Below are 26,485 nucleotides of genomic sequence, written 5' to 3'. Positions count from 1 at the left end.
CGTCATTATTGCTGAAGTGCTTAATGCCAAATCATCAATGCAATCAGGCTGACCACCACCAGACCACACAATGCGCTGGTCAGAATAAACTGCCGACGCACCCGCTCACAGCGGCGAATAAACTCATCATCGTGATGATCGCGATAACGTTGGGCATAGATATACCAAACGAGACGCACCTGTTTGTTGGGTTGGCCATGTGAGGTAAAAAAGCCCCCTCCATCAACATATTGATAGAGCAATGGATCGCAGTTACGCAGTACCACTAACAACGCGCGTAGTGATGAGAAATAGCGCGCCATGTTAACAATGCAAACGACACATAAAGCCCAAAATAATGCGACGGTGCTTATCATACCTCCTCCCCGGCGACCTGCCCGCGGAGTTCCACCCCGGGGCTACCGCTCCCGATACGCTGCCAATCAGTTAACACCAGGTCCTGGAGAAACCGCTTTTGTGGTGACCAACATCCGAGCGGCTCTATAGATAGTGTAGGAGATCAGGTTGTTTTTTTTCCAGAAGGTTAACCACTATCAATATATTCATGCCGAAAATTTGTTTATCTAACGGGTAAGCAAGGCGGATTGACGGATCATCCGGGTCGCTATAAGGTAAGGATGGTCTTAACACTGAATCTTTACGGCTGGGTTAGCCCCGCGCACGTAGTTCGCAGGACGCGGGTGACGTAACGGCACAAGAAACGCTAGCTGGCCAGTCATCGACAACTTTATGGAAGGAGTAACACTATGGCTTATAAACACATTCTCATCGCGGTCGATCTCTCCCCGGAAAGCAAAGTTCTGGTAGAGAAAGCAGTCTCTATGGCTCGCCCCTATAATGCGAAAGTTTCTCTGATCCACGTAGATGTAAACTACTCTGACCTATACACCGGGCTTATTGATGTGAATCTGGGTGATATGCAGAAACGCATCTCTGAAGAGACACATCATGCGCTGACCGAGCTTTCCACTAATGCAGGCTACCCAATCACTGAAACCCTGAGCGGCAGCGGCGACCTGGGCCAGGTTCTGGTCGATGCAATCAAGAAATACGATATGGATTTGGTGGTTTGTGGTCACCACCAGGACTTCTGGAGCAAACTGATGTCTTCCGCACGTCAGCTGATCAACACCGTTCACGTTGATATGCTGATTGTTCCGCTGCGCGACGAAGAAGAATAATCTTCCCTCTACGACGTGTTCCTGAACGCCCGCATATGCGGGCGTTTTGCTTTTTGGCGCGCCTTGTTACCTGATCCAGCGTAAACACCTTATCTGGCCTACGGTCTGCGTTCGCAATCAAAATCCCCAGCCAATACAATATTTAACACCATCATATTTTCCATCATTAGTGTGATCAGCTGGTTATTTTCTGTTGTAATAGTGTATTAATCTATTCACCGCATCAATATTAAGAATCTCTGACAGATGTAAACTTTTTCGCGCGTTATCCCTTACGCGTTCATACTTTTCAGGATGGTATTGGAAGGTTAATAAATATGAATACAACAACACCCATGGGGATGCTGCAGCAACCTCGCCCATTTTTCATGATCTTTTTTGTCGAGTTATGGGAGCGATTCGGCTACTACGGCGTGCAGGGCGTACTGGCTGTTTTCTTCGTTAAGCAGCTTGGATTCTCGCAAGAACAGGCTTTTGTCACTTTTGGTGCTTTTGCTGCGCTGGTCTATGGCCTCATTTCCATTGGCGGCTATGTCGGCGACCACCTGCTGGGGACCAAACGCACCATTGTTCTCGGAGCACTTGTGCTGGCGATTGGCTACTTCATGACCGGCCTGTCGCTACTTAAGCCTGACCTGATTTTCATCGCCCTGGGGACTATCGCTGTCGGTAACGGCCTGTTTAAAGCTAACCCAGCCAGCTTGCTTTCGAAGTGCTATCCGCCGAAAGATCCGCGGCTTGATGGCGCATTTACCCTGTTCTATATGTCGATCAACATCGGCTCGTTGATAGCGTTATCGCTGGCCCCTGTGATCGCTGATAGATTCGGCTATTCAGTCACCTACAACCTGTGCGGTGCAGGATTAATTATCGCGCTATTGGTTTACATCGCCTGTCGCGGAATGGTGAAAGACATTGGTTCTGAACCCGACTTCCGGCCGATGAGCTTCAGCAAACTGTTGTACGTGTTACTTGGCAGCGTGGTGATGATCTTCGTCTGTGCATGGCTGATGCACAACGTAGAAGTCGCCAATCTGGTGCTGATTGTTCTCTCCATCGTCGTCACCATCATTTTCTTTCGTCAGGCATTCAAGCTGGATAAAACCGGGCGCAATAAAATGTTTGTCGCCTTTGTCCTGATGCTCGAAGCGGTGGTGTTTTACATTCTCTACGCCCAGATGCCAACGTCGCTGAACTTCTTTGCCATCAACAACGTGCATCATGAAATTCTCGGCTTTTCCATCAACCCGGTCAGCTTCCAGGCGCTTAACCCGTTCTGGGTGGTACTCGCCAGCCCAATACTGGCAGGCATTTACACGCATCTGGGTAACAAAGGCAAAGATCTCTCTATGCCGATGAAATTTACTCTCGGCATGTTTATGTGCTCACTGGGCTTTTTGACGGCTGCAGCTGCGGGAATGTGGTTTGCGGATGCCCAGGGGCTGACATCGCCGTGGTTTATTGTGCTGGTTTACTTATTCCAGAGCCTGGGTGAACTGTTTATTAGCGCCCTTGGCCTGGCGATGATTGCTGCCCTGGTGCCGCAGCATTTGATGGGCTTTATTCTCGGGATGTGGTTCCTGACGCAGGCTGCCGCGTTCTTGCTGGGCGGCTATGTGGCAACATTTACCGCAGTACCAGACAACATTACCGATCCGCTTGAGACGTTGCCCGTCTATACCAACGTGTTTGGTAAGATTGGCCTGGTTACGCTGGGCGTTGCGGTGGTGATGCTGCTGATGGTGCCGTGGCTGAAACGAATGATTGTGACGCCCGAAAGCCATTAATTATTCTTGCAGAAAGCAGGGTAGCGATAACGCTACCCTGCTTTACTTTTACACCGGCGTTCCGGCATAAATATCAAAGCGATGCCCTTTGGTCACTACCGCGTTTGGCGTGGCGACATTCGCCAGCGGCGGCGCGTAGTCCGGGCGCTTTACCACCACGCGTTTGGTCGCCAGCAAGCGTGCAGGCTCCAGCAATCCATCGGCATCAAGATCCGGCCCCACCAGCGACTGAAAGACTCGCATCTCTTTTTTCACCAACGCGCTTTTCTGCTTATGCGGGAACATCGGGTCGAGATAGACCACCTGCGGGCGCGGAGTTATATCGGTCAGCGCCGTCAGGCTGGAAGCGTGAATTAACTGCAACCGCTCCTGCAACCAGCCGCCGATTTCCGCATCCGCATAACCACGCGCCAGGCCGTCGTCGAGCAATGCAGCAACCACCGGATTACGCTCCAGCATCCGCACGCGGCAGCCGACCGAAGCCAGCACAAAGGCATCGCGCCCCAGCCCTGCGGTAGCGTCCACCACGTCTGGCAAATAATCGCCTTTAATACCCACCGCTTTCGCCACTGCCTCCCCACGTCCGCCGCCGAATTTGCGACGGTGCGCCATCGCCCCGCCAACAAAATCAACAAAGATGCCGCCAAGTTTTGGCTCATCACGCTTGCGCAGTTCCAGATGCTCCGGCGTTAATACCAGCGCCATCAGGTTGTCTTCATCATGTTCCAGCCCCCAGCGGGCCGCCAGAACAGATAAGGCACCGTCTCCGGTGCCTGTTTCATCAATTAAGCAGATTTTCACTGAATGATCAGCCCTTAATGCCGTAATGCTCCAGCATCGCATCCAGCTGCGGTTCACGACCACGGAAGCGTTTGAACAGATCCATCGGCTCTTCTGAACCGCCACGGCTCAGAATGTTGTCGAGGAACGACTGTCCGGTTTCACGGTTGAAAATGCCCTCTTCCTCAAAGCGCGAGAAGGCATCTGCCGCCAGCACGTCGGCCCACAGGTAGCTGTAGTAACCTGCGGCATAACCACCGGCGAAAATATGGCTGAAAGCGTGCGGGAAACGGCCCCAGGATGGAGACGGTACTACGGCAACCAGTTTCTTGATTTCTGCCAGAGTTTCGAGGATTTTCGCTCCCTGATCCGGGCGGAACTCGGCATGGAGGCGGAAATCAAACAGGCCGAACTCCAGCTGGCGCAGAATAAACAGCGCCGCCTGGTAGTTCTTAGCCGCCAGCATTTTATCCAGCAGCTCCTTCGGCAGCGGTTCGCCGGTTTCATAGTGACCGGAGATAAACGCCAGCGCCTCAGGCTCCCAGCACCAGTTTTCCATAAACTGGCTCGGCAGTTCGACCGCATCCCACGGCACCCCGCTGATACCAGATACACCAGCAGTTTCAATGCGGGTCAGCATATGGTGCAGGCCGTGACCGAACTCGTGGAACAGGGTGATCACTTCGTCATGGGTAAACAGCGCCGGTTTACCATTTACCGGGCGGTTGAAGTTACAGGTCAGATACGCGACCGGTTTTTGCAGCGAACCGTCGGCTTTACGCATCTGGCCTACACAGTCATCCATCCACGCCCCGCCGCGCTTGTTTTCACGGGCATACAGGTCGAGGTAGAAGCTGCCGCGCAGTTCGTTGTTCTCGTCATACAGTTCGAAGAAACGTACATCCGGATGCCAGACATCAACATCTTTACGCTCTTTAGCGGTGATGCCGTAAATACGTTTCACCACTTCAAACAAGCCGTTAACCGCTTTGTTTTCCGGGAAGTACGGACGCAGTTGTTCGTCACTGATGCTGTAGAGGTGCTGTTTTTGTTTTTCGCTGTAGTACGCGATATCCCACGGCTGCAACTCATCCACGCCAAATTCGGCTTTAGCGAAGGCACGCAGTTGCGCCAGCTCTTTTTCACCTTGCGGACGCGCGCGTTTTGCCAGATCGGTTAAGAAATCAAGCACCTGCTGCGGATTTTCTGCCATTTTAGTGGCAAGGGATTTAAAGGCGTAGTTTTCAAAACCCAGCAGTTGCGCCAGTTCGTGACGCAGCGCGAGGATCTCTTCCATCACCTTGCTGTTGTCCCACTTTCCGGCGTTCGGGCCTTGATCGGAAGCGCGGGTGCTGTAAGCACGATACATCTCTTCGCGCAGAGCCTGGTTGTCGCAGTAGGTCATTACCGGCAAGTAGCTTGGGATATCCAGCGTCAGCAAATAACCTTCCAGCTCTTTCGCTTCGGCCTGGGCTTTTGCCGCAGCCAGCGCGCTTTCTGGCATCCCCGCCAGCTCCGCTTCGTCGGTAACGAGTTTGGTCCAGCCCATCGTCGCATCGAGGACGTTGTTGCTGTACTGATTGCCCAGTTCAGAAAGACGGGTAGCAATTTCGCCGTAACGCTGCTGTTTCTCTTTCGGCAGACCGATGCCAGAGAGTTCGAAGTCGCGCAGTGCGTTATCAACCGCTTTTTTCTGAGCCGTGTTCAGCGTGGCGTAATGATCGCCATCGCGCAGGTCGCGATATGCTTTATACAGCCCTTCATGTTGCCCTACCCAGGTGCTGTATTCTGACAGCAGCGGCAGGGTTTGTTCGTACGCTTCACGCAGTTCCGGGCTATTTTTCACCGAGTTCAGATGGCTGACCGGGGAGAAGATACGCCCCAGCACATCGTCCACTTCCGCCAACGGCTGGCAGAGATTTTCCCAGGTGTACGGTGCCCCTTGCGCTACTACGCGCTCCACATTTTCGCGGCAGTCGTTCAGCGCCTTAGTCACGGCTGGAACGACATGTTCCGGGAGAATTTTAGAAAACGGAGGCAATTCAAAGGGAGTCAGTAACGGATTCGTCATTAGCGCAGTCCTGGTTAAAGAGGTTAAGGAAGCGCTCAACAGGCGCTTTACATAATGTTTGTAGCATGGGGTTAAGTGTAGTGAATTTCAATGAGAAACGTTACGCTTTCGCGGCGGCGGCCTCTTTTCGGTATACTGTCCTGATAGGCTTTTGTGCGCCCCGAATACGGGCCGATTTTTACTTACCGGAACACCTTTACCCATGCTCAGTTATCGCCACAGCTTTCACGCTGGCAACCACGCCGACGTCCTTAAACATACCGTTCAGAGCCTGATCATCGAGTCGCTGAAAGAGAAAGATAAACCGTTTCTCTATCTCGATACCCACGCAGGGGCCGGGCGTTATCAGTTAGGCAGCGAACATGCCGAGCGTACCGGCGAATATCTCGAAGGTATCGCCCGTATCTGGCAGCAGGACGATTTGCCTGCGGAGCTGGAGGCGTACATCAATGTGGTAAAACACTTCAACCGTAGCGGTCAGTTGCGTTACTACCCCGGTTCGCCGTTGATTGCTCGTCAGTTACTGCGTGAACAGGACAGCCTGCAACTGACCGAACTGCACCCGAGCGATTACCCGTTGCTGCGTTCTGAATTTCAGAAAGACAGCCGTGCGCGCGTCGAAAAAGCCGATGGCTTCCAGCAGCTTAAGGCCAAACTGCCGCCGGTTTCCCGCCGTGGTTTAATCCTTATCGATCCGCCGTATGAAATGAAAACCGACTATCAGGCGGTGGTCAGCGGGATAGCAGAAGGTTACAAACGTTTCGCCACTGGCACTTACGCACTGTGGTATCCGGTGGTGCTGCGCCAGCAAATTAAGCGCATGATCCACGACCTGGAAGCGACCGGCATTCGCAAAATTCTGCAAATTGAACTGGCGGTACTGCCAGACAGCGATCGCCGTGGCATGACCGCTTCCGGCATGATTGTGATTAATCCGCCGTGGAAGCTGGAACAGCAGATGAATAACGTGCTGCCGTGGCTGCACAGCAAACTGGTTCCGGCAGGCACCGGGCACGCCACCGTAAGCTGGATCGTGCCGGAGTAATTGCAGCCATTGCTGGCACCTATTACGTCTCGCGCTACAATCGCGGTAATCAACGATAAGGACACTCTGTCATGACTAAACACTATGATTACATCGCCATCGGCGGCGGCAGCGGCGGTATCGCCTCCATCAACCGCGCGGCTATGTACGGCCAGAAATGTGCGCTGATTGAAGCCAAAGAACTGGGCGGCACCTGCGTGAACGTCGGTTGCGTACCGAAGAAAGTGATGTGGCACGCGGCGCAAATCCGTGAAGCGATCCACATGTACGGTCCGGATTATGGTTTCGATACCACTATCAATAAATTCAACTGGGAAACGTTGATCGCCAGCCGTACCGCCTATATCGACCGTATTCATACTTCCTATGAAAACGTGCTCGGTAAAAATAACGTTGATGTAATCAAAGGCTTTGCCCGCTTCGTTGATGCCAAAACGCTGGAAGTTAACGGTGAAACCATCACGGCCGATCATATTCTGATTGCCACCGGCGGTCGTCCGAGCCACCCGGATATTCCAGGCGTGGAATACGGTATTGATTCTGATGGCTTCTTCGCCCTTCCTGCTTTGCCAGAGCGCGTGGCGGTTGTTGGCGCGGGTTACATCGCCGTGGAACTGGCGGGCGTGATTAACGGCCTCGGCGCGAAAACGCATCTGTTTGTGCGTAAACATGCGCCGCTGCGCAGCTTCGACCCGATGATCTCTGAAACGCTGGTCGAAGTGATGAATGCCGAAGGTCCGCAGTTGCACACCAACGCCATCCCGAAAACGGTAGTGAAAAATGCCGATGGCAGCCTGACGCTGGAGCTGGAAGATGGTCGCAGTGAAACGGTGGATTGCCTGATTTGGGCGATTGGTCGCGAGCCTGCCAATGACAACATCAACCTGGAAGCCGCTGGTGTAAAAACCAACGAAAAAGGCTATATCGTCGTCGATAAATATCAAAACACCAACGTTGAAGGTATTTACGCGGTGGGCGATAACACGGGTGCAGTGGAACTGACACCGGTGGCAGTTGCAGCGGGTCGCCGTCTCTCTGAACGCCTGTTTAATAACAAGCCGGATGAGCATCTGGATTACAGCAACATTCCAACCGTGGTCTTCAGCCATCCGCCGATTGGTACTGTTGGTTTAACGGAACCGCAGGCGCGCGAGCAGTACGGCGACGATCAGGTGAAAGTCTATAAATCCTCTTTCACCGCGATGTATACCGCCGTCACCACTCACCGCCAGCCGTGCCGCATGAAGCTGGTATGCGTTGGACCGGAAGAGAAGATTGTCGGTATTCACGGCATTGGTTTTGGTATGGACGAAATGTTGCAGGGCTTCGCGGTGGCGCTGAAGATGGGCGCAACCAAAAAAGACTTCGACAACACAGTTGCCATTCACCCAACGGCGGCAGAAGAGTTCGTGACCATGCGTTAAATGTTAAAGGGCTAAGAGTAGTGTGCTCTTAGCCCTTAATTACGTTTCCGCTATCAGTTCAGAAGCTGAAGCAGAAAGCGGATCAGTTCCAGCAGCGCAATTAACGCCCCAAGAACGATGATTGCTTTATCAATCACCCGTTTTCTCCATGCGATGGAGTGAGAATGCATCCGCTTACTCATCCATTGCCTGTCACGGCGCATGTCCCATTGTTAGATAATGGCATTCTCACTCCGGCCAGAGCATCAGTTAACGGCACCACCCGTACTTCTGACCAGGACTTTGAAAGCGTTTATGCGCATTGCCAGAGTGAAAATGCCTCAGAGCCAACTGGATAATCATACAGTATATTCAGGTTATAAAACCAGCATGTCCTTGCAATAGTTTCAGTATGGTATTAGCATTGATGCGTTAGATGATGGCATTCTCACTCCAGCCAGAGCCACCAACTCAGGGCTGAAGAGTAAAAAAACCGACGCAAAGTCGGTTTTTTTACGTCCTGATTCAGACCTCCTTTCAAATGAATACCCAACGCTTAATTCACATCTATACCTTTCTCTACACTTACATATTCGTTAAGTCATATATGTTTTTGACTTATCCGCTTCGAAGAGAGACACTACCGGCAACAATCAGGAGCGCAATATGTCATTTCTCTTACCCATCCAACTGTTCAAAATTCTTGCTGATGAGACCCGTCTGGGCATCGTTTTACTGCTCAGCGAGCTGGGAGAGTTATGTGTCTGCGATCTCTGTACTGCTCTCGACCAGTCGCAGCCCAAGATCTCCCGCCACCTGGCATTGCTGCGTGAAAGCGGGCTATTACTGGATCGCAAGCAGGGTAAGTGGGTTCATTACCGCTTATCGCCGCATATTCCAGCATGGGCAGCGAAAATTATTGAGCAGGCCTGGCGATGTGAACAGGAAAAGGTTCAGGCGATTGTCCGTAACCTGGCTCGACAAAATTGTTCCGTAGACAGTAAGAACATTTGCAGTTAAAAAATTTAGCTAAACGCATATGGATTTTCACATGCGTTTTATCCGGGAGGCATTATGTTACTGGCAGGCGCTATTTTTGTCCTGACCATCGTATTGGTTATCTGGCAGCCGAAAGGTTTAGGCATCGGCTGGAGTGCAACGCTCGGCGCGGTACTGGCGTTGGTTACGGGCGTGGTTCATCCGGGTGATATTCCGGTGGTGTGGAATATCGTCTGGAACGCGACGGCGGCGTTTATTGCCGTCATTATCATCAGCCTGCTGCTGGATGAGTCCGGCTTTTTTGAATGGGCGGCGCTGCACGTCTCACGCTGGGGCAATGGACGCGGTCGCTTGCTGTTCACCTGGATTGTCCTGCTCGGTGCTGCCGTTGCAGCTCTGTTTGCCAATGATGGCGCGGCGCTGATTTTAACGCCAATTGTCATCGCCATGCTGCTGGCTTTAGGGTTCAGTAAAGGCACTACGCTGGCGTTCGTGATGGCGGCCGGATTCATTGCCGATACCGCCAGCCTGCCGCTTATTGTCTCCAACCTGGTGAATATCGTTTCCGCAGATTTCTTTGGCCTCGGCTTTCGCGAATACGCATCGGTGATGGTGCCGGTGGATATCGCCGCAATTGTTGCCACGCTGGTGATGTTGCATCTCTATTTCCGCAAAGATATTCCGCAGAACTACGATATGGCGCTGCTGAAATCTCCCGCAGAAGCGATTAAAGATCCTGCCACCTTCAAAACTGGCTGGGTTGTTTTACTGTTTCTGCTGGTGGGATTTTTCGTCCTGGAACCGCTCGGCATTCCGGTAAGCGCCATTGCGGCAGTGGGCGCGCTGATATTATTTGCCGTCGCTAAACGCGGTCATGCAATTAATACGGGTAAAGTCCTGCGCGGTGCGCCCTGGCAGATTGTCATCTTCTCGCTCGGCATGTATCTGGTGGTTTATGGCCTGCGCAATGCCGGACTAACGGAATATCTTTCTGGCGTACTCAACGTGCTGGCGGAAAACGGCCTGTGGGCCGCGACGCTCGGCACCGGATTCCTCACCGCCTTCCTCTCTTCTATTATGAACAATATGCCGACGGTACTGGTTGGCGCGTTGTCCATTGATGGCAGCACGGCATCTGGCGTTATCAAAGAAGCGATGGTTTATGCCAACGTGATTGGCTGCGATTTGGGGCCGAAAATTACCCCAATTGGTAGCCTGGCGACGCTGCTCTGGCTGCACGTACTTTCGCAGAAGAATATGACTATCAGCTGGGGATATTACTTCCGTACAGGGATTATCATGACCCTGCCGGTGCTTTTTGTGACGCTGGCTGCGCTGGCGCTACGTCTCTCTTTCACTTTGTAATGAGATATTGATATGAGCAACATTACCATTTATCACAACCCAGCCTGCGGCACGTCGCGAAATACGCTGGAGATGATCCGCAACAGCGGTACAGAACCGACCATCGTCTATTATCTGGAAACCCCACCGACGCGTGATGAACTGGTCAAACTCATTGCCGATATGGGGATTTCCGTACGCGCGCTGCTGCGTAAAAACGTCGAGCCGTATGAGGAACTGGGCCTTGCAGAAGATAAATTTACTGACGATCGGTTAATCGACTTTATGCTTCAGCACCCGATTCTGATTAATCGCCCGATTGTGGTGACGCCGTTGGGAACTCGCCTGTGCCGCCCTTCAGAAGTCGTGCTGGAAATTCTGCCAGATGCGCAACAAGGCGCGTTCACCAAGGAAGATGGCGAGAAAGTGGTTGATGAAGCGGGTAAACGCCTGAAATAACTAAAGGGGGATATGCCCCCTTATTTGTTCTCCGCGGCTCCTTAGCCATCTGTTTTGCTATTTACGCAGCACTCCTCGCGTAAGAATTCAATTATCGCTTCCAGCATTGCGTATTGCGAAACACACATCAGCGTCCGACTCTCACGGTTTTGTTTGACCAGCCCTACCGATACCAGTGCTGAAATATGGTGACTGAGTGTAGAGCCGGGTATCCCAAGCTGCTTTTGCAACTCACCGACCGGCAAACCTTGTTCCCCCGCTTTGACCAGGTGTTTGAATATGAACAAACGGGTCGGGTGACCTAGCTCTTTCAGCGCTTTAGCAACTTCTTCCAACTGCATATGACACCCCCTTTGTCTGGTTGATATTTCGATAATACCAGAAATATCTTGATCTGAATTTTATTTCGATTATTCTGGAAATATAGATTTATTCAATGAGGTTACGTATGAGTAGTTGGCTTGCGATGCTGCAAGATGCCGCAGAGATGTTTGTGTTTCTCGCCGTCGAGCTTTCTTTGCTGTTTATAGTGATTAGTGCCGGTGTCAGCCTGATAAGACAAAAGGTGCCAGACCATAAAATCCAGCAGATGATGGGGGCCAGAAAAGGGAGAGGCTATCTCCTGGCGGCTCTGTTGGGAGCCGTTACCCCGTTCTGTAGTTGCTCGACAATCCCAATGTTACGTGGATTGTTGTCAGCGAAAGCCGGGTTCGGTCCGACCCTCACTTTTTTATTTGTTTCCCCATTACTTAATCCCATTATCGTCGGGTTAATGTGGGTGACCTTTGGCTGGAAAGTTACCTTGTTGTACGCGATTATCGCCGCCGGCGTCTCCGTACTTGCCAGTATTATCCTGGATTCCCTGGGATTTGAACGTCATATCATTGCCAGTAAAAGCTCATCAGCAAATTGTTGTGCTCAAGCCAAAACTTCGCCGGGGACGACATATACGCCAATAAAAGTGAGTTGCTGTAGTCCAGCGGCTAAAGCCATTGAGAAACCCGTAGTTACCTGTTGCAGTACCAAAGCTGTGGTAAGTATTAATCCCATAAAACTAGCCACCAAAGATGCGTTGCAACAGTTTAAAGATGTACTGCCATATCTTTTGTTGGGGGTATTAATAGGCTCTTTTATTTATGGCTTTATTCCCTCAGAGTGGATTGTCGCTCATGCAGGGGCAGATAATCCCTTCGCCATCCCATTGAGCGCCGTTGTCGGAATTCCGCTGTATATCCGGGCAGAGGCGGTTATCCCTCTGGCATCTGTTCTGATGACAAAAGGAATGGGGCTGGGAGCATTAATGGCATTAATCATCGGCAGTGCCGGAGCAAGCCTGACGGAAGTGATATTACTTAAATCAATGTTCAGAATGCCGATGATAGCTGCATTCCTGACGGTTATCTTAGGTATGGCTATCTTGATGGGCTATTTGACTCAAATGCTATTTTAAATAGATGCCAGCAGTAAACTATAAGGAACATTGTGAGTGCCTTATCCTTCTGAGTAGAAAATCATAGATAGGATAACCCTTAAAAAGCACAAATAACTTAACTAATGCTTTGAGAATGATGACGGATCCGTCAGTAAGTCATCAATCGACAATCACCACGCAATCATGCTTCTCTGACATTTTATCGGAGAAGCAATGTCTCTTTGTCTCAGTGCTATCCCCCCTTTTAAAGGGCAGATTTCAGTCGCCAATACAACACATTTTTAAATACACTTTAACCTGGTTCATTATTACACATCTAAAACATCACAAAAATATCACTTCACACACTATCGGAGAACATCATAACTTTTTAAAATGAGCGCTTTTTGATAGTTGTTAACGTTTTCCTTTACGATACTATCACTGCCCTTTTTTTATACACAAATATTACCGGGTGGAAATGAAAGGGAAGTTAAAGGTAATTACATCAGGAAGATATGGCGCATTGTGTTTATTTCCGCGTAGAAGAAAATCCATTCCTGCTCTAATTCTCTGATTTACAAAAATTTAGCGAAATAGATGAACAATAAGGAATGTTATGTCAATTGACTTTACCCCAGGTATGATAAATACATATCACGGCGATATTTATAACCGCACAACAGATACCGACAATGTTAAAACACCAGACACACCGATGTGGCCTTGTGATAATCAGGAAGAACAACAACCCATTAATTCCCCATTCTCTGGAGAAGGATACAACCCTGAACAATATGATTTAGCGCGGAAACACCTCCCACAAATTTATGCGTGCCGCACGAACACCACATATACAAATGCAGACTACTCCAAAGTTGTGGCTCAACTTGTAAGTCTTATTACTAACATTGAATCGATAAGTTCGACACCACTTACGCGGCAGGCACAGGGACTACTTAATCAAATTAATAACATTAGATACGAAAAGAACAAAAGTGCTGAATGTCGAATCATTGTTGTCGCTAATCCTAAACCCGACAAGGCAATCATAACTAAAATTAGCGTAGAAGAGGGAATACCCATAACATTCAGTGTCCAAACCATGTTTTCAGATACTAATTTTATTGCTGAACAACGAGCTGACTTACCGACTAATATAAAAGATATTCAAAACCTGTATCAAAAAATGACGAAGTTATATATTGAGCACAGTGAAAATAAAAACAGGATGAAAGTCTTTGCCGGAACCAACTTTATTGATTTCAATATGACAGGACAGAACCTGTCCGGGTTCGTTCTAACCTTGTCAAGGTTTTATTTCGAAGATCTACTTAATATAAATTTCACTGACGCAAATTTAGGTGACACTATTTTTTCACATAAAGAACACCCTACCCCAAAATTATATAAAGACGAACAATATCTTGACAAACAAATCGAAGGTTTATTTTCAACATTATTAACCATTAATGACAACTTTTTACGAGCAAAAGCGGAAATTGCTTCGACAATAATTAAATTCTTAGAGGCCAGGATAACCAATATTTCATACAATGACATATTAAAATATCAGCAAGAATTCAAAAAACAATGTTATAAGAAAGTTAAAGCCTTTACGACACTCTCCCGATACAATAAAATTCAAACATGGGCAGAAATGTCTGAATATCAATTCGAAGTATTTCAATACGAGACGCTTAACCCAAAAAAAATGTCACGCACGCCTTATTTAAAGAGGCCACTTCCTAATGAAAAAGATATAAATTATGGGGTGGAAATAGAAATACCATCCGGCAAAAGAATTCGCTTATCAAATCATTATCAGAATATAATACCATAATATTGATTATTAGCACTTTATAATCATTGAATAAAAATAGATTTTATGTAATTTTAAAACAAAGGGTTATATTATGGGGCGATGGATACTCATATCACGCCCCAAAATTAACAGAATTAAACTAAACTGAAGGGATATAAACATCAGACAGGTTTACGTTACTATCAGGCATATCGCCTCAGAATCAGATGAAAACTATAAAGAAATATCTATTATGGTTTTAATATTTGTTGATAAGGATAGTAACATGAACATGACAAAAGGTGCACTCATCCTCAGCCTTTCATTTTTGCTTGCCGCATGTAGTTCAATTCCGCAAAATATCAAAGGCAATAACCAACCTGATATTCAAAAAAGTTTTGTTGCTGTTCATAACCAGCCGGGGTTATATGTTGGTCAACAAGCGCGCTTTGGTGGGAAGGTTATCAACGTTATCAATGGCAAAACGGATACGTTGTTAGAAATCGCTGTATTACCGTTGGATAGCTATGCGAAGCCTGATATTGAAGCCAACTATCAGGGCCGACTGCTCGCCAGACAAAGCGGCTTCCTTGATCCAGTGAACTATCGTAATCACTTTGTTACCATCCTCGGTACCATTCAGGGTGAACAACCTGGCTTTATCAATAAAGTCCCGTATAACTTCCTCGAAGTGAATATGCAGGGCATCCAGGTGTGGCATTTGAGAGAAGTGGTTAATACCACCTATAACCTGTGGGATTACGGCTATGGTGCATTCTGGCCGGAACCGGGCTGGGGCGCGCCTTACTACACCAATGCGGTGAGTCAGGTAACACCTGAGCTGGTCAAATAACACCACCGAGAGATGCAGATGCTTTCTCAGCATCTGCATCATGCATTACATCAAATTAATACACAGCCAGCTAACTATTATTATTATAAGCCCTGTCCTGTTAATTACCTTTGGCAAACTGATTATAAAGTTAATGTCCGCACCAGGAGTCGGTTATGTTTCTTATAATTACCAGGGATACGATGTTCTTCACTGCGATGAAAAACATTCTGAGTAAAGGTAATGTCGTTCATATACAGAACGAAGAAGAGATCGACGTAATGTTGCATCAGCATGCCTTCGTCATTATTGATACATTAATGAATAATGTATTTCATTCTAATTTGCTCACTCAAATTGAACGATTAAAACCTGTCCATGTGATTATTTTCTCCCCCTTTAATATTAAACGCTGCCTGGGGAAAGTACCGGTGACCTTTGTTCCGCGAACTATCACCATCATCGACTTTGTCGCACTCATCAATGGCAGTTACTGCTCTGTGCCTGAAGCGGATGTGTCCCTTTCGCGCAAGCAGCATCAGGTTCTGAGCTGCATTGCGAATCAAATGACAACGGAAGATATTCTGGAGAAACTGAAAATATCGCTAAAAACGTTCTACTGCCATAAACACAATATCATGATGATCCTCAATCTTAAGCGGATCAATGAGTTGGTACGCCATCAGCATATTGATTATCTGGTGTGATCGATTGATTAATATAAAGAGGCCCAGCAATAAATAGCCAGACCTCCCGTTAATTATACGTTATGCAGTAACGACTTCCGGTATCAGCGAAGCAATTTGCTTACGCCATTGCGCTTGCTCCTGTTCGCCTTCTGTACGTTGACCATAAAGTTGCGCTATCTGCGTACCATCATGGGCAAACAATTCCAGACTGGTCACATAACCGTCACTAGCAGGCTTACGGGTTACCCAGGTTTCAGCAATGCTCTCTTCTAATAGATGAAGAGTAAACGTCGGGTTAAAAATATTCAGCCAACCTTTCATTGGCACCACTTTTTCTACCACGCCAGTGAAAATCTGTACGCAGCCACGGTTGCCAACAAACACCATGATTTCATTACCATCCTGCTGTGCAGATTCAAGAATTTGCGCCAACGCACTGTTGGATACTTTGCAGGCCAAATCGTCTGCCACCAGATTGAACGCCTGTTGGCGCGTCAGGTTGTGGCGCTTGAGCAACGTAAAAAACTGATGAACGTCGGTCATCGCCCGCCACTCTTGCTCGACCACACTGGCATCGGCTCGCATTTGAACGACTGGCGCATCAACGGCTTTTAACTCAAGCGGCGTATTCTCATCGGTGATAAACCGTGCCAGAAGCTCACTCCATGCCGCCATATCGGTATTGTCGGTGGCATAAACTTTTAGTAATGCATCGCCCTGATGATCAAAGAACTGAATACTCTGGCGTTCGCCACGAGTCGTATTTTCTTTAATGTGAAAAACACTGGCCCATTGATTGAGAAACAGACGCAAATCCAGCGCGCGTGGATTGAGGATCAATCCGGCATGTCCGTTCAAATGCTGGTTTGTGAACGCACCAACTTGCTCATGGACTGCATATTCATTACGGCAAATACATTTGGTCTCGCCAACACTTTCGAGCGCCGCCAGAATGTCACGGATATCGCCGCACATCCGCCACGCATCGTGCGTGACGCGCGCAAATGCCAGTTCTGCTTCGCTAATATTCATTAAACCTGCGATGTCACGCGCGTACTTTCCGGGATTTTGTTCTTTTAACTCAAGCCAGCGTGTGTAGTGGTTCATTGTCTCTCTTCCTTCCAGATAAATGCCCCGAAATATCGGGGCAGATGATTACCATTGATAACTCACGAAAATTTTTCCATTACGACCATCCTGTGGGATGCCTTGTGGCGACCAGTACTCTTTGTCGAAAGCGTTACCCAACACCAAAGTAGTGGTCATACCTTTGAGCGCCTGCTGCCCTTGATAACTGACGTAGAAATCATTCACGCCATAGCCTGGTTGTTTGCTGTAACTGCTGCTGATATGTGTTGAGCGATCGGCAAACGTACCAACCCACCCAACAGAGAAGCCACTGTGAGCGATCGGAATATTCAGGGTGCTGGTAACGGTATCCGGGTTAATACTGGAGATATATTCGCCGGTATCGGTGTCTTTGCCGCGGGTACGGTTATAGGCCACATCAAGGCTAAACAGATCAGTGGTATATTTCGTCATCACATCCCAACCCCAGATTTTGGCGTTCGGGACGTTATACGACATAGTTGTCGCCGCCGCGAAATCGACGGTCGTGGAGATGTAATCCTTCGCTTTGGTATCAAAGTAGCTGGCTTTAAATTCCAGAGTATCATTGGACAACATCAGGTCATCAAAACGCAGCCCAAAACCGTACTCCTGAGTTTCGTTAGTTTCCGGACGTAAGTTCGGGTTTGGCACCCAATAGTTGGTATAGAAGCGACCAATCGAGAAGTGCTTAGAATCGTTATACATTTCGCCCATCGTCGGGGCGCGGAATGCCTGGGCATATGAGCCAAATAACATCAGCCAGTTGGCCGGGTTGATAGTCATCCCCGCGCGAGATGACCATTTGTCGGCATCAACATCTTTGTAGCCGTCGCTGCTACCGCGATAACTGTCATAGCGGGTTCCGCCAAGCAGGGTAATCGGCAGATCGCGTAAGGTGATCTCATCCTGTAGCCAGCCGGAGCTAAAATCGATTTTTGCTTGCGGGAAGCCCGTCGTCGCGCCGCCCGGATGTTGTTCCTGACGATAATACTCACCGCCATATGTCAGTAAGTGAGAAGCGAAACTGTCGGCAAATAGAGTGGAACGGTTCTCCAGTTTGGCTCCTTTTGTTATCTGTTCACGATACTCGCCGGAACTCCCCGTGTTTTGCGCATTAATACGGACTTCCGACCAGTAAATTTTTGCATCTGCATTTAACCAGTCGTTGCCCTGCGGGGCGAGTTTATAAGAAAGCTGCGCATCGCGTTGAATTGTTGAACGATCAACCATCGGGTTGCTGCTATCAGAAGCTTCAACGGTCTGCGGATTTTTTGGTTCACGCGCGTCGTTGTTGTAGTAACGCACTAAACCGCTCAGAGACTGGGCTGAATCAATTTGCCAGGTCCCTTTCGCCAGCATGTTATTAATGGACTCGTCATTCGGCGCGGTTTCACCATTGCTCTGGCGTAAATCACCCCGATCGCGACTGGACCAGGCCACAATACCATCCAAATTTTCAGTTCGCCCAAACGCGCTCGCGCCTAATCCCAGGCTATGGTCCCCCGTGCCGCCAGTACCAAAGACACGAAAACCACTGCTTTGTCCTTCCTGCAATAAATCTTTTGCATCGACCGTATCGTAGGAGATCACTCCACCCAGCGCACCACTGCCATACAGTAATGCTGAAGGTCCGCGAACAATCTCAACACGCTTGATCAGCGCCGGATCAAGAAAAGTACCATTCAGGTGTCCGGTATCCGTTCCCTGACGAACACCATCGACAAGAACCAGCACGCCGCGATGATCATAGCCACGCATATTTACATCCTGACCGTTGGTTCGTCCGGTACCATCAAGAGTAATTCCAGGAACATGACGCAGCAGATCGGTGGCTGAAGTAGCCGTTTGATTTTCAGGAGCGGAAGTGTCGATGACGCTGACCATCATAGGCGCTTCGAAGGAACTACGGGCATTCCCCGTTGCCGTAACGGTCATGGTTTCAGTAGCAAAAGCAAACGTTGGCAAGGTGGCAGAAACAGCCAAAGCCAACAAACTCAAACGCAACGAGGTAAATTGCGGACGTGACATAGCGATTCTCCATGAGGAAAATAAAAAATGCTGGCTGCCTGGGTTAATACCGGGGTGGCTGGCGAAAAATAAATTTATTTAAAATTCAGAGCGATAATATTCGCCGGGTGAGTTTACAGGCGTTTATATCCCATGAAATTGCCTGGTATCTCGGCAAATACGCAAAAGCACGCCCTCTTTGTCAGGCAAAACGATATGCCCCATCAGGAGTGAAGAGCGCTGTGCGTTACCCCTTGTAAATGATATGGCTTTGTTATCCATATGGCCGTATTTTGTTAAATGCAACGTGATAATGAGAATTATTATCGATCAATTTTTTATGATCAAGCTTTTTTTAACCGCCATTAACACAATAAACAGGGGGTTATGAAACTTATCCTGCGCCCTGGAAACCACTTTGTTTTTATGGTTATTCCCCCATGACCTCATCACTAAACTTTGTCGTTAACAATGATAATTTTCTCTTCGCTTTGCTCTGCAAGCCTCGATATCTCTGGGTTCTCAGCTTTTTCCCGCGCTGAAATTTAGTCGGTAACAAGAACGTTAGCTGACGAAGCATCTTGATAAAAATCAAAAATAAATACGCTTGTAACGCCTTGCGTATTGAATCGACGGTTGTATTTCATATATAACTCAAATGATAATCATGATCATTCTCAATTTGATAAGAGTTCTCATATTATGCCAAGGTTCATCACCAGGCCGTTTCTTTTTTCCCCACTGACGTTATGTATTTCAGCCGTGGCCTCTGCCGCAAAGACCGCGGTAAAACGAAAAAAATTGTTTACGGCAGTACTGGCTCTTAGCTGGGCTTTTAGCGTAACGGCTGCCGAACGTATCGTGGTCGCAGGAGGATCGCTGACGGAGCTAATCTACGCGATGGGCGCTGGCGAACGCGTGGTTGGTGTCGATGAAACGACATCTTATCCACCAGAAACCGCCAAACTGCCGCATATTGGCTACTGGAAACAACTCAGCAGCGAAGGCATTTTGTCACTTCGCCCGGATAGCGTAATTACCTGGCAGGATGCCGGGCCACAAATTGTGCTCGACCAATTACGAGCGCAGAAAGTCAACGTCGTCACCCTGCCGCGTGTGCCTGCCACCCTTCAGCAGATGTACGCCAACATTCGCCAACTGGCAAAAACGCTACAGGTTCCTGAACAAGGCGAGGCGCTGGTGACACAGATCAACCAACGCCTGGAGCGAGTACAGCAAAACGTGGCGGCCAAAAAAGCCCCGGTTAAAGCCATGTTTATTCTCTCCGCAGGCGGAAGTGCGCCACAGGTTGCCGGTAAAGGCAGCGTCGCGGACGCCATTCTTTCGCTTGCCGGAGCAGAAAACGTCGCAACCCACCAGCAGTACAAAAGCTACAGTGCAGAATCACTGATTGCGGCCAATCCAGAAGTGATTGTCGTAACTTCACAAATGGTCGATGGCGATATTAATCGGCTACGTTCTATTGCCGGAATTACCCACACTGCCGCATGGAAAAACCAGCGCATTATCACCGTTGATCAAAACCTGATTCTGGGAATGGGTCCGCGTATTGCTGATGTCGTTGAGTCTTTACACCAGCAGCTTTGGCCGCAATAAATGGATTTAAATCAGACGAATGAACACAAATAACACCCTGGATCTCACGCCACATTTTGCTTTAGACGGTGATCAGCCATTTAAAGACAGGCGCGCCATGATGCCGTTTCGTGGGGCCATTCCAGTTGCCAAAGAGCAACTGGCACAGACCTGGCAAGAGATGCTCAATCAAACGGTATCACCACGTAAGCGACTGGTTTATCTACACATTCCTTTTTGTGCAACACACTGCACGTTTTGTGGTTTTTATCAGAACCGTTTTAATGAAGATGCGTGTGCTCATTATACCGACGCCCTGATTCGTGAAATAGAAATGGAAGCGGACAGCGTATTGCATCAGTCTGCCCCCATCCACGCGGTCTATTTCGGTGGCGGCACGCCTTCCGCGCTTTCGGCACACGATTTGGCCAGAATTATCAACACATTACGAGAAAAGCTGCCACTGGCCCCTGATTGTGAAATCACTATCGAAGGCCGGGTACTGAATTTTGACGCTGAGCGAATCGATGCTTGCCTTGATGCAGGAGCAAACCGCTTCTCAATTGGTATTCAGTCGTTTAACAGCAAAATCCGCAAGAAAATGGCCCGCACCTCGGATGGCCCAACCGCCATTGCGTTTATGGAAAGCCTGGTCAAACGTGACCGTGCTGCGGTGGTCTGTGACCTGCTGTTTGGCCTGCCGGGTCAGGATGCGCAAACCTGGGGAGAAGATCTGGCTATTGCTCGCGATATCGGTCTCGACGGCGTCGATCTCTATGCGCTCAATGTCCTGCCCAATACACCGCTGGGCAAAGCCGTGGAAAATGGGCGTACTACCGTGCCCTCTCCGGCAGAACGTCGCGATCTTTATCTGCAAGGGTGTGATTTTATGGACGATGCCGGTTGGCGCTGCATCAGTAACAGCCACTGGGGCCGTACCACACGCGAACGCAATCTCTATAACCTGCTGATAAAACAAGGTGCCGATTGTCTGGCCTTTGGTTCCGGAGCCGGTGGTTCGATTAATGGTTACTCCTGGATGAACGAACGCAATCTTCAGACCTGGCATGAATCCGTCGCGGCAGGCAAAAAACCGCTGATGATGATCATGCGTAACGCCGAACGTAATGCGCAATGGCGTCATACCTTGCAGTCAGGTGTTGAAACAGCGCGTGTACCGCTGGATGAACTTACGCCACATGCCGAAAAACTCGCGCCGTTACTGGCTCAATGGCACCAAAAAGGCTTAAGCCGCGATGCGTCAACTTGCCTGCGGCTGACTAATGAAGGTCGTTTCTGGGCAAGCAATATTTTGCAGTCTCTTAATGAACTAATTCAGGTACTTAATGCGCCAGCGATTGTGCGTGAAAAACCATAACAGGAGTGATTTATGAGCCATGTCTCGTTACAAGAATTTTTGAAAACGGAGCCGGACGGTACGCTGGAGGTGGTAGCCGAACAATACAACACCACACTGCTGGAAGTAGTGAAAAATCTGCCCTCCTCTACCATAGTGTCAGGCGATAAATTCGATACTGTATGGGATACCGTCTGCGAATGGGGCAACGTCACCACGTTAGTACATACTGCCGATGTTATCCTCGAATTTAGCGGCGAACTGCCTTCGGGTTCCCATCGCCACGGCTATTTCAACCTACGCGGAAAGCACGGCATGTCCGGGCATATCAAAGCAGAAAACTGCACGCATATTGCCTTGATCGAACGTAAATTTATGGGCATGGACACCGCCTCTATTCTCTTTTTCAATAAGGAAGGCAGCGCAATGTTGAAAATCTTCCTCGGCAGGGATGATCATCGTCAGCTCCTGAGCGAACAAGTCAGCGCCTTCCATGCTCTGGCAGCATCGTTAAAGGAACACGCCTGATGACGCCGTGGCTACTCTTTGGCGCAGGCGGAAAAGGTGTGGGTGCCAGAACGCTTGAACTGGCGCTGGCAGAGCAACGTCCGGTCGTTGCTGTCGTTCGTCATGCCGATGCCGCCACGAAACTGGCGCAACAAGGCGTACAGGTTTTTACAGGCGACGCCTGTGATGCCAGCGTAGCCGCGGATGCTTGCCGCGCAGCTGGCCCGGATGCGCTTATCATCTCAACAATGGGCGGAGCTCAGGATTATCTGGCGCACAGAACAGTGATTGATGAGGCCGAAAAGGCCGGCATCAGTCGCATGATTCTGGTGACCTCTTTGGGATGCGGCGATAGCTGGCCGTTTTTATCGGAGCGAGCAAAGGCTGCGTTTGGTCAGGCGGTACGGGAAAAAACGCTGGCGGAAAGCTGGTTGCAAACCAGCCAGCTTGATTACGCCATTCTCCGCCCTGGCGGTCTGCTTGATGGGGCGGCAACGGGCAAAGCACAACGGATACAAAATCAGGAGTGTCATGGTTTTGTTCACCGTGCCGATGTCGCCGCACATATCCATGAACTGGCAAATGCGCCAGCACTTAACCAGCAGGTCTACAGTCTGATTGAACCGGACCTGAAACCGGCGTGATACCCCGGCGCGGCATGTCCGCGCCGTAATGTCGTAACGGAGTTTTGCGTGCTCAAGGATTCACTCTCTTCCGCCAGGGTCTTTATGGGGCTATCACTATTATTGCTCGCTCTGGTGCTGTTCGGTGCCAGTCAGGGAGCGTTAAGGATCAGTTTTGATGCTCTTTTTGATGAGGAATACCGTGATATCTGGCTCAATATTCGTCTACCACGGGTTTTGCTGGCGGTGCTGGTAGGTGCAGCGTTGGCAACCGCAGGGGTAATTATGCAGGGGCTTTTTCGCAACCCAATGGCTGACCCTGGATTACTCGGCGTCAGTAGCGGTTCTGCATTAATGGTTGGCGTTGCTATTGTGCTGCCCTTCTCCTTCCCAGTGGTGCTGGTGCTCTATGAGCAAATGGTGTTTGCCATTGCCGGAAGTTTAGTGGTCTGCACCATCATTTTTCTCATCACGCAGCGCCATCGCGATGGCAGCATGATGCAATTATTACTCGCCGGTATCGCCATCAATGCCCTGTGCGGCGCAGCGATCGGCATCCTGAGCTATATCGGCGATGAGCAGCAGCTACGACAACTCACATTGTGGATGATGGGCAATCTTGGACAGGCGCAATGGCCGACGTTATTGGTTGCCAGTTCATTCATCCTACCGGCCATTATCGCAACAACTTGTCTCGCCGGAACGCTGAATTTACTGCAGCTCGGTGATGAAGAAGCCCACTACCTCGGCGTGAACGTTAAGCGTAAACGCCAGCAATTACTGTTAGTGAGCTCACTGCTCGTTGGTGCCGCCGTATCGGTAAGCGGCATTATCGGCTTTATTGGCCTGGTGATCCCACATCTGATTCGTATGACTACCGGGGCAAATCACCGCTGGCTAATCCCTTGCTCCGCCCTCGCCGGAGCCTGTTTATTGCTGATGGCAGACACGCTTTCCCGCACGCTGGTACAGCCAGCAGAAATGCCCGTGGGATTATTAACCAGCCTGCTTGGTGGCCCTTATTTTATGTGGTTGATTCTGCGCAACCGGAGGATCACATGATCAGCGCCCAGAATCTGGTTTATAGCCTTCAGGGGCGGCGTCTGACTGATAATGTCTCGCTGACTTTTCCCGGTGGGGAAATTGTTGCCATTCTCGGCCCTAATGGTGCGGGAAAATCTACGCTGCTTCGCCAGTTAACCGGCTATCTTCAACCTGATAGCGGCGAATGTCGGTTGTTTAATAAGCCATTAAATGAATGGTCGATTACTGAACTGGCGAAACACCGGGCCGTGATGCGTCAAAATAGCCACATGGCGTTTCCATTCAGCGTACAAGAAGTTATCCAGATGGGTCGGCATCCGCATCGTACTGGTAATCAGGATAATGAAACAGCACAAATAATGGCGTTATGTGACTGTCAGGCGTTAGCAAACCGCGACTATCGGCAATTATCCGGTGGTGAACAACAGCGCGTGCAATTAGCGCGCCTGCTGGTGCAACTCTGGGAACCTACTCCCTCACCGAAATGGTTATTTCTTGATGAACCAACTTCGGCGCTGGATATTCACCATCAGCAGCACTTGTTCCGTTTATTACGCCAGTTAGTTCACGAACGGCAATTCAATGTTTGCTGCGTATTGCACGATCTAAATCTTGCCGCACGTTATGCAGACCGTATTGTATTAATGCAAAAAGGAAAGGTTATCGCAAATGGTAAACCGCAGGATGTATTGACACAGCAGGCGCTGACAATGCTCTACGGCGCGGATATTACCGTACTTAAAGATCCTGCCAACCATTCACCACTGATCGTCCTCGATCATTAAAACCAACAGGAGTACCGCTCTGGTACTCCTGCGAATAAATAACTATACAGATTAGCTAATTGAAACGCCTTTCACCCCTGCCATACCTTTTAATAATCGCAACAGATCTTCTATCGACGTTGTGGCATGAAGCTGGATATCAATGGCGACCACTTCATGATCCTCATTTTCCTGCAACGAAACTAAATCAGTTTTTATTTTTTGCTGCTTAAACCAGTCGAGCATTGATACCGTATTACCGTTCACTAATGTCAGCTGTAAATGGTAATTTTTGTTCATCAGGCGGAAGGTTAATTGATGGAACACTTCCAGCACCAGCAAGGTCATCACTGAACCATAAATACCCAGTTCGTACATACCACTGCCAATAACCATACCTATGGCGGCGGTCACCCAGATATCCGCTGCCGTCGTCAGACCTACAATATTTTGGTTACGAACGAGAATGTTACCTGCACCGATAAACCCGACGCCCGTCACCACCTGAGCAGCAATACGGCTGGGGTCCAGTCCGACGTGATCTAAAGACAGCACGTCAGCAAAACCATATTTCGAAACAATCATAAACAGGGCGCTTCCCATGCCAATTAATACATGTGTGCGTAACCCTGCTCCTTTGCCGCGCATTTGCCTTTCCATGCCAATAGCGCCACAGGCAATTGCTGCGAGTATAAGACGTATAATAAATTCTGCTGTCATATAAAAATGCAAAAAGGAGCAGCAAGATGGCTCAACTTGCTACTCCTTTTTACTTGTACCTCATTAATTCGGCAAGTCATTAGATGCTTGATTTTTGAAGGTATACAAATTTTTCTGCGGGTTTTTCTTGCAGTATTCGATCACTTTAGGAATTTGAGTGAGATCGGTTTCATTTAAAGTAACAGTATCGCCACCTTTATATACTGTTTCTTCATGCAGCATCCACCATGCAACCGGTGTCATTGCTTTTGGATTCAGATCAATAAATTCCTGGCAGGTCATATCTTTAGCGGATTCATTGGCTGCCAGCGCAGATTGTGCGTTCACCAGTGACAAAGCCGCTACAGCGCCCATAAAAATAAACGCTTTACGGAGAGATGAAATATTCATTTTGTAACCCATTCAATATAGAGATTATATATGAACAGGAGGAATAGCTGCTTTTAAAGAAGATATTCCGGCCTGTTCAATATGCAAGGAAGTACGATGTAACGCATTCCCGGAATTACATATCTTTCTTAATTTTGTCCCACTCGCCTTTAACTTTATCTTTAAAGTTGGCTTGTTTATCCTGAGTACAAGCCTGAACGATAGCTGGGGTTACGGTTGCAATACCCTGAACATCTAAAACCGCATCTTCTGGTTTATCTTTGTTGTTCAGCGCTTCAGCAAAACCAACTGCAGTTGGCTGGAAGGATTCGTCCACAGCCAGGAAATCTTCACAGGTCCAGGAGTTGACCGGTTTTTTGTTATCAGCTGCTTTTTGCGCATCCGCTGCATTGCTCACAACTGGCAGAAGAAGCAGACCACCAAGAATAACGCCTAATACTTTTTTCATCGTAATATCCTCAACTATAAAGTGAAAGAGCCGTCACGAATCAATTTCGACACTGAGGTTATAACCTGGTTTTCTGTATATGTCATGTTGATGGAAAATATCAAAATCAGATAT

Annotated in this window: 26 protein-coding genes and 2 pseudogenes; 17 read left to right on the top strand and 11 right to left on the bottom strand. The window is 48.9% G+C overall.

Annotation, left to right across the window (positions count from 1 at the left end):
- Window positions 1-20: 20 nt before the first annotated feature.
- On the bottom strand, window positions 21-356 hold the full coding sequence (gene uspB, locus ACJHX3_RS12050; RefSeq protein WP_000626187.1) for a universal stress protein UspB: 336 nt from the start codon (window positions 354-356) through the stop codon (window positions 21-23).
- Window positions 357-746: 390 nt separating this feature from the next.
- Between uspB and uspA the strand changes: the two genes are divergently transcribed.
- Window positions 747-1,181 (top strand): universal stress protein UspA, encoded by a 435-nt coding sequence (gene uspA / locus ACJHX3_RS12045; protein WP_000323571.1) that lies wholly within the window; start codon window positions 747-749, stop codon window positions 1,179-1,181.
- A gap of 76 nt (window positions 1,182-1,257) precedes the next feature.
- On the opposite strand, the pseudogene ACJHX3_RS12040 reads toward uspA, so the two are convergent.
- Window positions 1,258-1,323: pseudogene (locus ACJHX3_RS12040) on the bottom strand (hypothetical protein); the annotation flags it as partial.
- Between the two features lie 175 nt (window positions 1,324-1,498).
- On the opposite strand from ACJHX3_RS12040, the gene dtpB reads away from it, so the two are divergent.
- A complete protein-coding gene (gene dtpB / locus ACJHX3_RS12035; RefSeq protein WP_410236143.1) occupies window positions 1,499-2,968 on the top strand; it encodes a dipeptide/tripeptide permease DtpB in 1,470 nt (489 codons plus the stop codon).
- 48 nt (window positions 2,969-3,016) lie between these two features.
- On the opposite strand, the gene rsmJ is transcribed toward dtpB, so the two are convergent.
- Complete coding sequence (rsmJ, locus tag ACJHX3_RS12030) at window positions 3,017-3,769, bottom strand: 16S rRNA (guanine(1516)-N(2))-methyltransferase RsmJ (RefSeq protein ID WP_000686620.1); 753 nt, start codon at window positions 3,767-3,769, stop codon at window positions 3,017-3,019.
- Between the two features lie 7 nt (window positions 3,770-3,776).
- Complete coding sequence (gene prlC, locus ACJHX3_RS12025; protein WP_001298719.1) at window positions 3,777-5,819, bottom strand: oligopeptidase A; 2,043 nt, start codon at window positions 5,817-5,819, stop codon at window positions 3,777-3,779.
- Between the two features lie 202 nt (window positions 5,820-6,021).
- Between prlC and rlmJ the strand changes: the two genes are divergently transcribed.
- Window positions 6,022-6,864, top strand: a complete 843-nt coding sequence (gene rlmJ / locus ACJHX3_RS12020) for a 23S rRNA (adenine(2030)-N(6))-methyltransferase (RefSeq protein ID WP_000954225.1) — start codon at window positions 6,022-6,024, stop codon at window positions 6,862-6,864.
- Between the two features lie 71 nt (window positions 6,865-6,935).
- On the top strand, window positions 6,936-8,288 hold the full coding sequence (gene gorA, locus ACJHX3_RS12015; protein ID WP_024216290.1) for a glutathione-disulfide reductase: 1,353 nt from the start codon (window positions 6,936-6,938) through the stop codon (window positions 8,286-8,288).
- Between the two features lie 53 nt (window positions 8,289-8,341).
- Here gorA and dinQ read toward each other — a convergent pair whose 3' ends face one another.
- On the bottom strand, window positions 8,342-8,425 hold the full coding sequence (gene dinQ, locus ACJHX3_RS12010; RefSeq protein WP_001295215.1) for a damage-inducible type I toxin DinQ: 84 nt from the start codon (window positions 8,423-8,425) through the stop codon (window positions 8,342-8,344).
- A 508-nt stretch (window positions 8,426-8,933) separates the two neighbouring features.
- On the opposite strand from dinQ, the gene arsR reads away from it, so the two are divergent.
- From arsR to arsC, 3 genes are read left to right on the top strand one after another with little or no spacing between them, the layout of a single operon-like run.
- A complete protein-coding gene (gene arsR, locus ACJHX3_RS12005) occupies window positions 8,934-9,287 on the top strand; it encodes an As(III)-sensing metalloregulatory transcriptional repressor ArsR (RefSeq protein WP_024046341.1) in 354 nt (117 codons plus the stop codon).
- A 54-nt stretch (window positions 9,288-9,341) separates the two neighbouring features.
- Window positions 9,342-10,631, top strand: a complete 1,290-nt coding sequence (arsB, locus tag ACJHX3_RS12000; RefSeq protein WP_000922637.1) for an arsenite/antimonite:H(+) antiporter ArsB — start codon at window positions 9,342-9,344, stop codon at window positions 10,629-10,631.
- A gap of 12 nt (window positions 10,632-10,643) precedes the next feature.
- Window positions 10,644-11,069, top strand: a complete 426-nt coding sequence (arsC, locus tag ACJHX3_RS11995; protein ID WP_000065800.1) for a glutaredoxin-dependent arsenate reductase — start codon at window positions 10,644-10,646, stop codon at window positions 11,067-11,069.
- A gap of 41 nt (window positions 11,070-11,110) precedes the next feature.
- On the opposite strand, the gene ACJHX3_RS11990 is transcribed toward arsC, so the two are convergent.
- On the bottom strand, window positions 11,111-11,410 hold the full coding sequence (locus ACJHX3_RS11990; protein WP_042004430.1) for an ArsR/SmtB family transcription factor: 300 nt from the start codon (window positions 11,408-11,410) through the stop codon (window positions 11,111-11,113).
- 107 nt (window positions 11,411-11,517) lie between these two features.
- Between ACJHX3_RS11990 and ACJHX3_RS11985 the strand changes: the two genes are divergently transcribed.
- From ACJHX3_RS11985 to ACJHX3_RS11970, 4 genes and pseudogenes are all read left to right on the top strand, one after another.
- A complete protein-coding gene (locus ACJHX3_RS11985; RefSeq protein ID WP_123004465.1) occupies window positions 11,518-12,519 on the top strand; it encodes a permease in 1,002 nt (333 codons plus the stop codon).
- Window positions 12,520-13,099: 580 nt separating this feature from the next.
- Window positions 13,100-14,216 (top strand): annotated as a pseudogene (locus ACJHX3_RS11980) (hypothetical protein).
- Window positions 14,217-14,570: 354 nt separating this feature from the next.
- Window positions 14,571-15,137, top strand: a complete 567-nt coding sequence (slp, locus tag ACJHX3_RS11975) for an outer membrane lipoprotein Slp (RefSeq protein WP_001057453.1) — start codon at window positions 14,571-14,573, stop codon at window positions 15,135-15,137.
- Window positions 15,138-15,292: 155 nt separating this feature from the next.
- Window positions 15,293-15,823, top strand: a complete 531-nt coding sequence (locus tag ACJHX3_RS11970) for a helix-turn-helix transcriptional regulator (RefSeq protein WP_000478615.1) — start codon at window positions 15,293-15,295, stop codon at window positions 15,821-15,823.
- Window positions 15,824-15,883: 60 nt separating this feature from the next.
- On the opposite strand, the gene chuS is transcribed toward ACJHX3_RS11970, so the two are convergent.
- Complete coding sequence (gene chuS / locus ACJHX3_RS11965) at window positions 15,884-16,912, bottom strand: hematinate-forming heme oxygenase ChuS (RefSeq protein ID WP_001017181.1); 1,029 nt, start codon at window positions 16,910-16,912, stop codon at window positions 15,884-15,886.
- A gap of 48 nt (window positions 16,913-16,960) precedes the next feature.
- A complete protein-coding gene (gene chuA, locus ACJHX3_RS11960) occupies window positions 16,961-18,943 on the bottom strand; it encodes a TonB-dependent heme/hemoglobin receptor ChuA/ShuA (RefSeq protein ID WP_024046303.1) in 1,983 nt (660 codons plus the stop codon).
- A 681-nt stretch (window positions 18,944-19,624) separates the two neighbouring features.
- Here chuA and shuT point away from each other — a divergent pair.
- From shuT to ACJHX3_RS11930, 6 genes are read left to right on the top strand one after another with little or no spacing between them, the layout of a single operon-like run.
- Window positions 19,625-20,539, top strand: coding sequence for a heme ABC transporter substrate-binding protein ShuT (gene shuT / locus ACJHX3_RS11955; RefSeq protein WP_140427141.1), 915 nt, complete (start codon window positions 19,625-19,627; stop codon window positions 20,537-20,539).
- A gap of 19 nt (window positions 20,540-20,558) precedes the next feature.
- Complete coding sequence (hutW, locus tag ACJHX3_RS11950) at window positions 20,559-21,896, top strand: heme anaerobic degradation radical SAM methyltransferase ChuW/HutW (RefSeq protein WP_094308212.1); 1,338 nt, start codon at window positions 20,559-20,561, stop codon at window positions 21,894-21,896.
- 12 nt (window positions 21,897-21,908) lie between these two features.
- Complete coding sequence (hutX, locus tag ACJHX3_RS11945) at window positions 21,909-22,403, top strand: heme utilization cystosolic carrier protein HutX (RefSeq protein ID WP_094308211.1); 495 nt, start codon at window positions 21,909-21,911, stop codon at window positions 22,401-22,403.
- Entirely contained in the window at window positions 22,403-23,026 is a 624-nt protein-coding gene (chuY, locus tag ACJHX3_RS11940; RefSeq protein WP_087890943.1) for an anaerobilin reductase, read from the top strand. Before hutX ends, chuY begins: the two co-directional genes overlap by 1 nt.
- A 48-nt stretch (window positions 23,027-23,074) precedes the next feature.
- Window positions 23,075-24,067, top strand: a complete 993-nt coding sequence (gene shuU, locus ACJHX3_RS11935) for a FecCD family ABC transporter permease (protein WP_206310263.1) — start codon at window positions 23,075-23,077, stop codon at window positions 24,065-24,067.
- The gene (locus ACJHX3_RS11930; protein ID WP_000622315.1) at window positions 24,064-24,834 is read left to right on the top strand and encodes a heme ABC transporter ATP-binding protein; all 771 of its coding nucleotides are present in this window, start codon (window positions 24,064-24,066) and stop codon (window positions 24,832-24,834) included. Before shuU ends, ACJHX3_RS11930 begins: the two co-directional genes overlap by 4 nt.
- A gap of 51 nt (window positions 24,835-24,885) precedes the next feature.
- Here ACJHX3_RS11930 and ACJHX3_RS11925 read toward each other — a convergent pair whose 3' ends face one another.
- The 3 genes from ACJHX3_RS11925 to hdeA form a co-directional block, all read right to left on the bottom strand.
- The gene (locus ACJHX3_RS11925) at window positions 24,886-25,533 is read right to left on the bottom strand and encodes an MgtC/SapB family protein (RefSeq protein ID WP_001296814.1); all 648 of its coding nucleotides are present in this window, start codon (window positions 25,531-25,533) and stop codon (window positions 24,886-24,888) included.
- Between the two features lie 63 nt (window positions 25,534-25,596).
- Window positions 25,597-25,923, bottom strand: a complete 327-nt coding sequence (hdeB, locus tag ACJHX3_RS11920) for an acid-activated periplasmic chaperone HdeB (RefSeq protein WP_001298717.1) — start codon at window positions 25,921-25,923, stop codon at window positions 25,597-25,599.
- 115 nt (window positions 25,924-26,038) lie between these two features.
- Window positions 26,039-26,371 carry an acid-activated periplasmic chaperone HdeA gene (hdeA, locus tag ACJHX3_RS11915; RefSeq protein WP_000756550.1) on the bottom strand — a complete coding sequence of 111 codons (333 nt, stop codon included), beginning with the start codon at window positions 26,369-26,371 and terminating at the stop codon, window positions 26,039-26,041.
- Window positions 26,372-26,485: the final 114 nt, after the last annotated feature.

The sequence above is a fragment of the Escherichia sp. WS1265 genome (assembly GCF_046487585.1).
Lineage (GTDB): Bacteria > Pseudomonadota > Gammaproteobacteria > Enterobacterales > Enterobacteriaceae > Escherichia > Escherichia coli.
The sequence above is the reverse complement of the archived record's forward strand: the minus strand, read 5'-3'. Positions and strand labels throughout refer to the sequence as shown.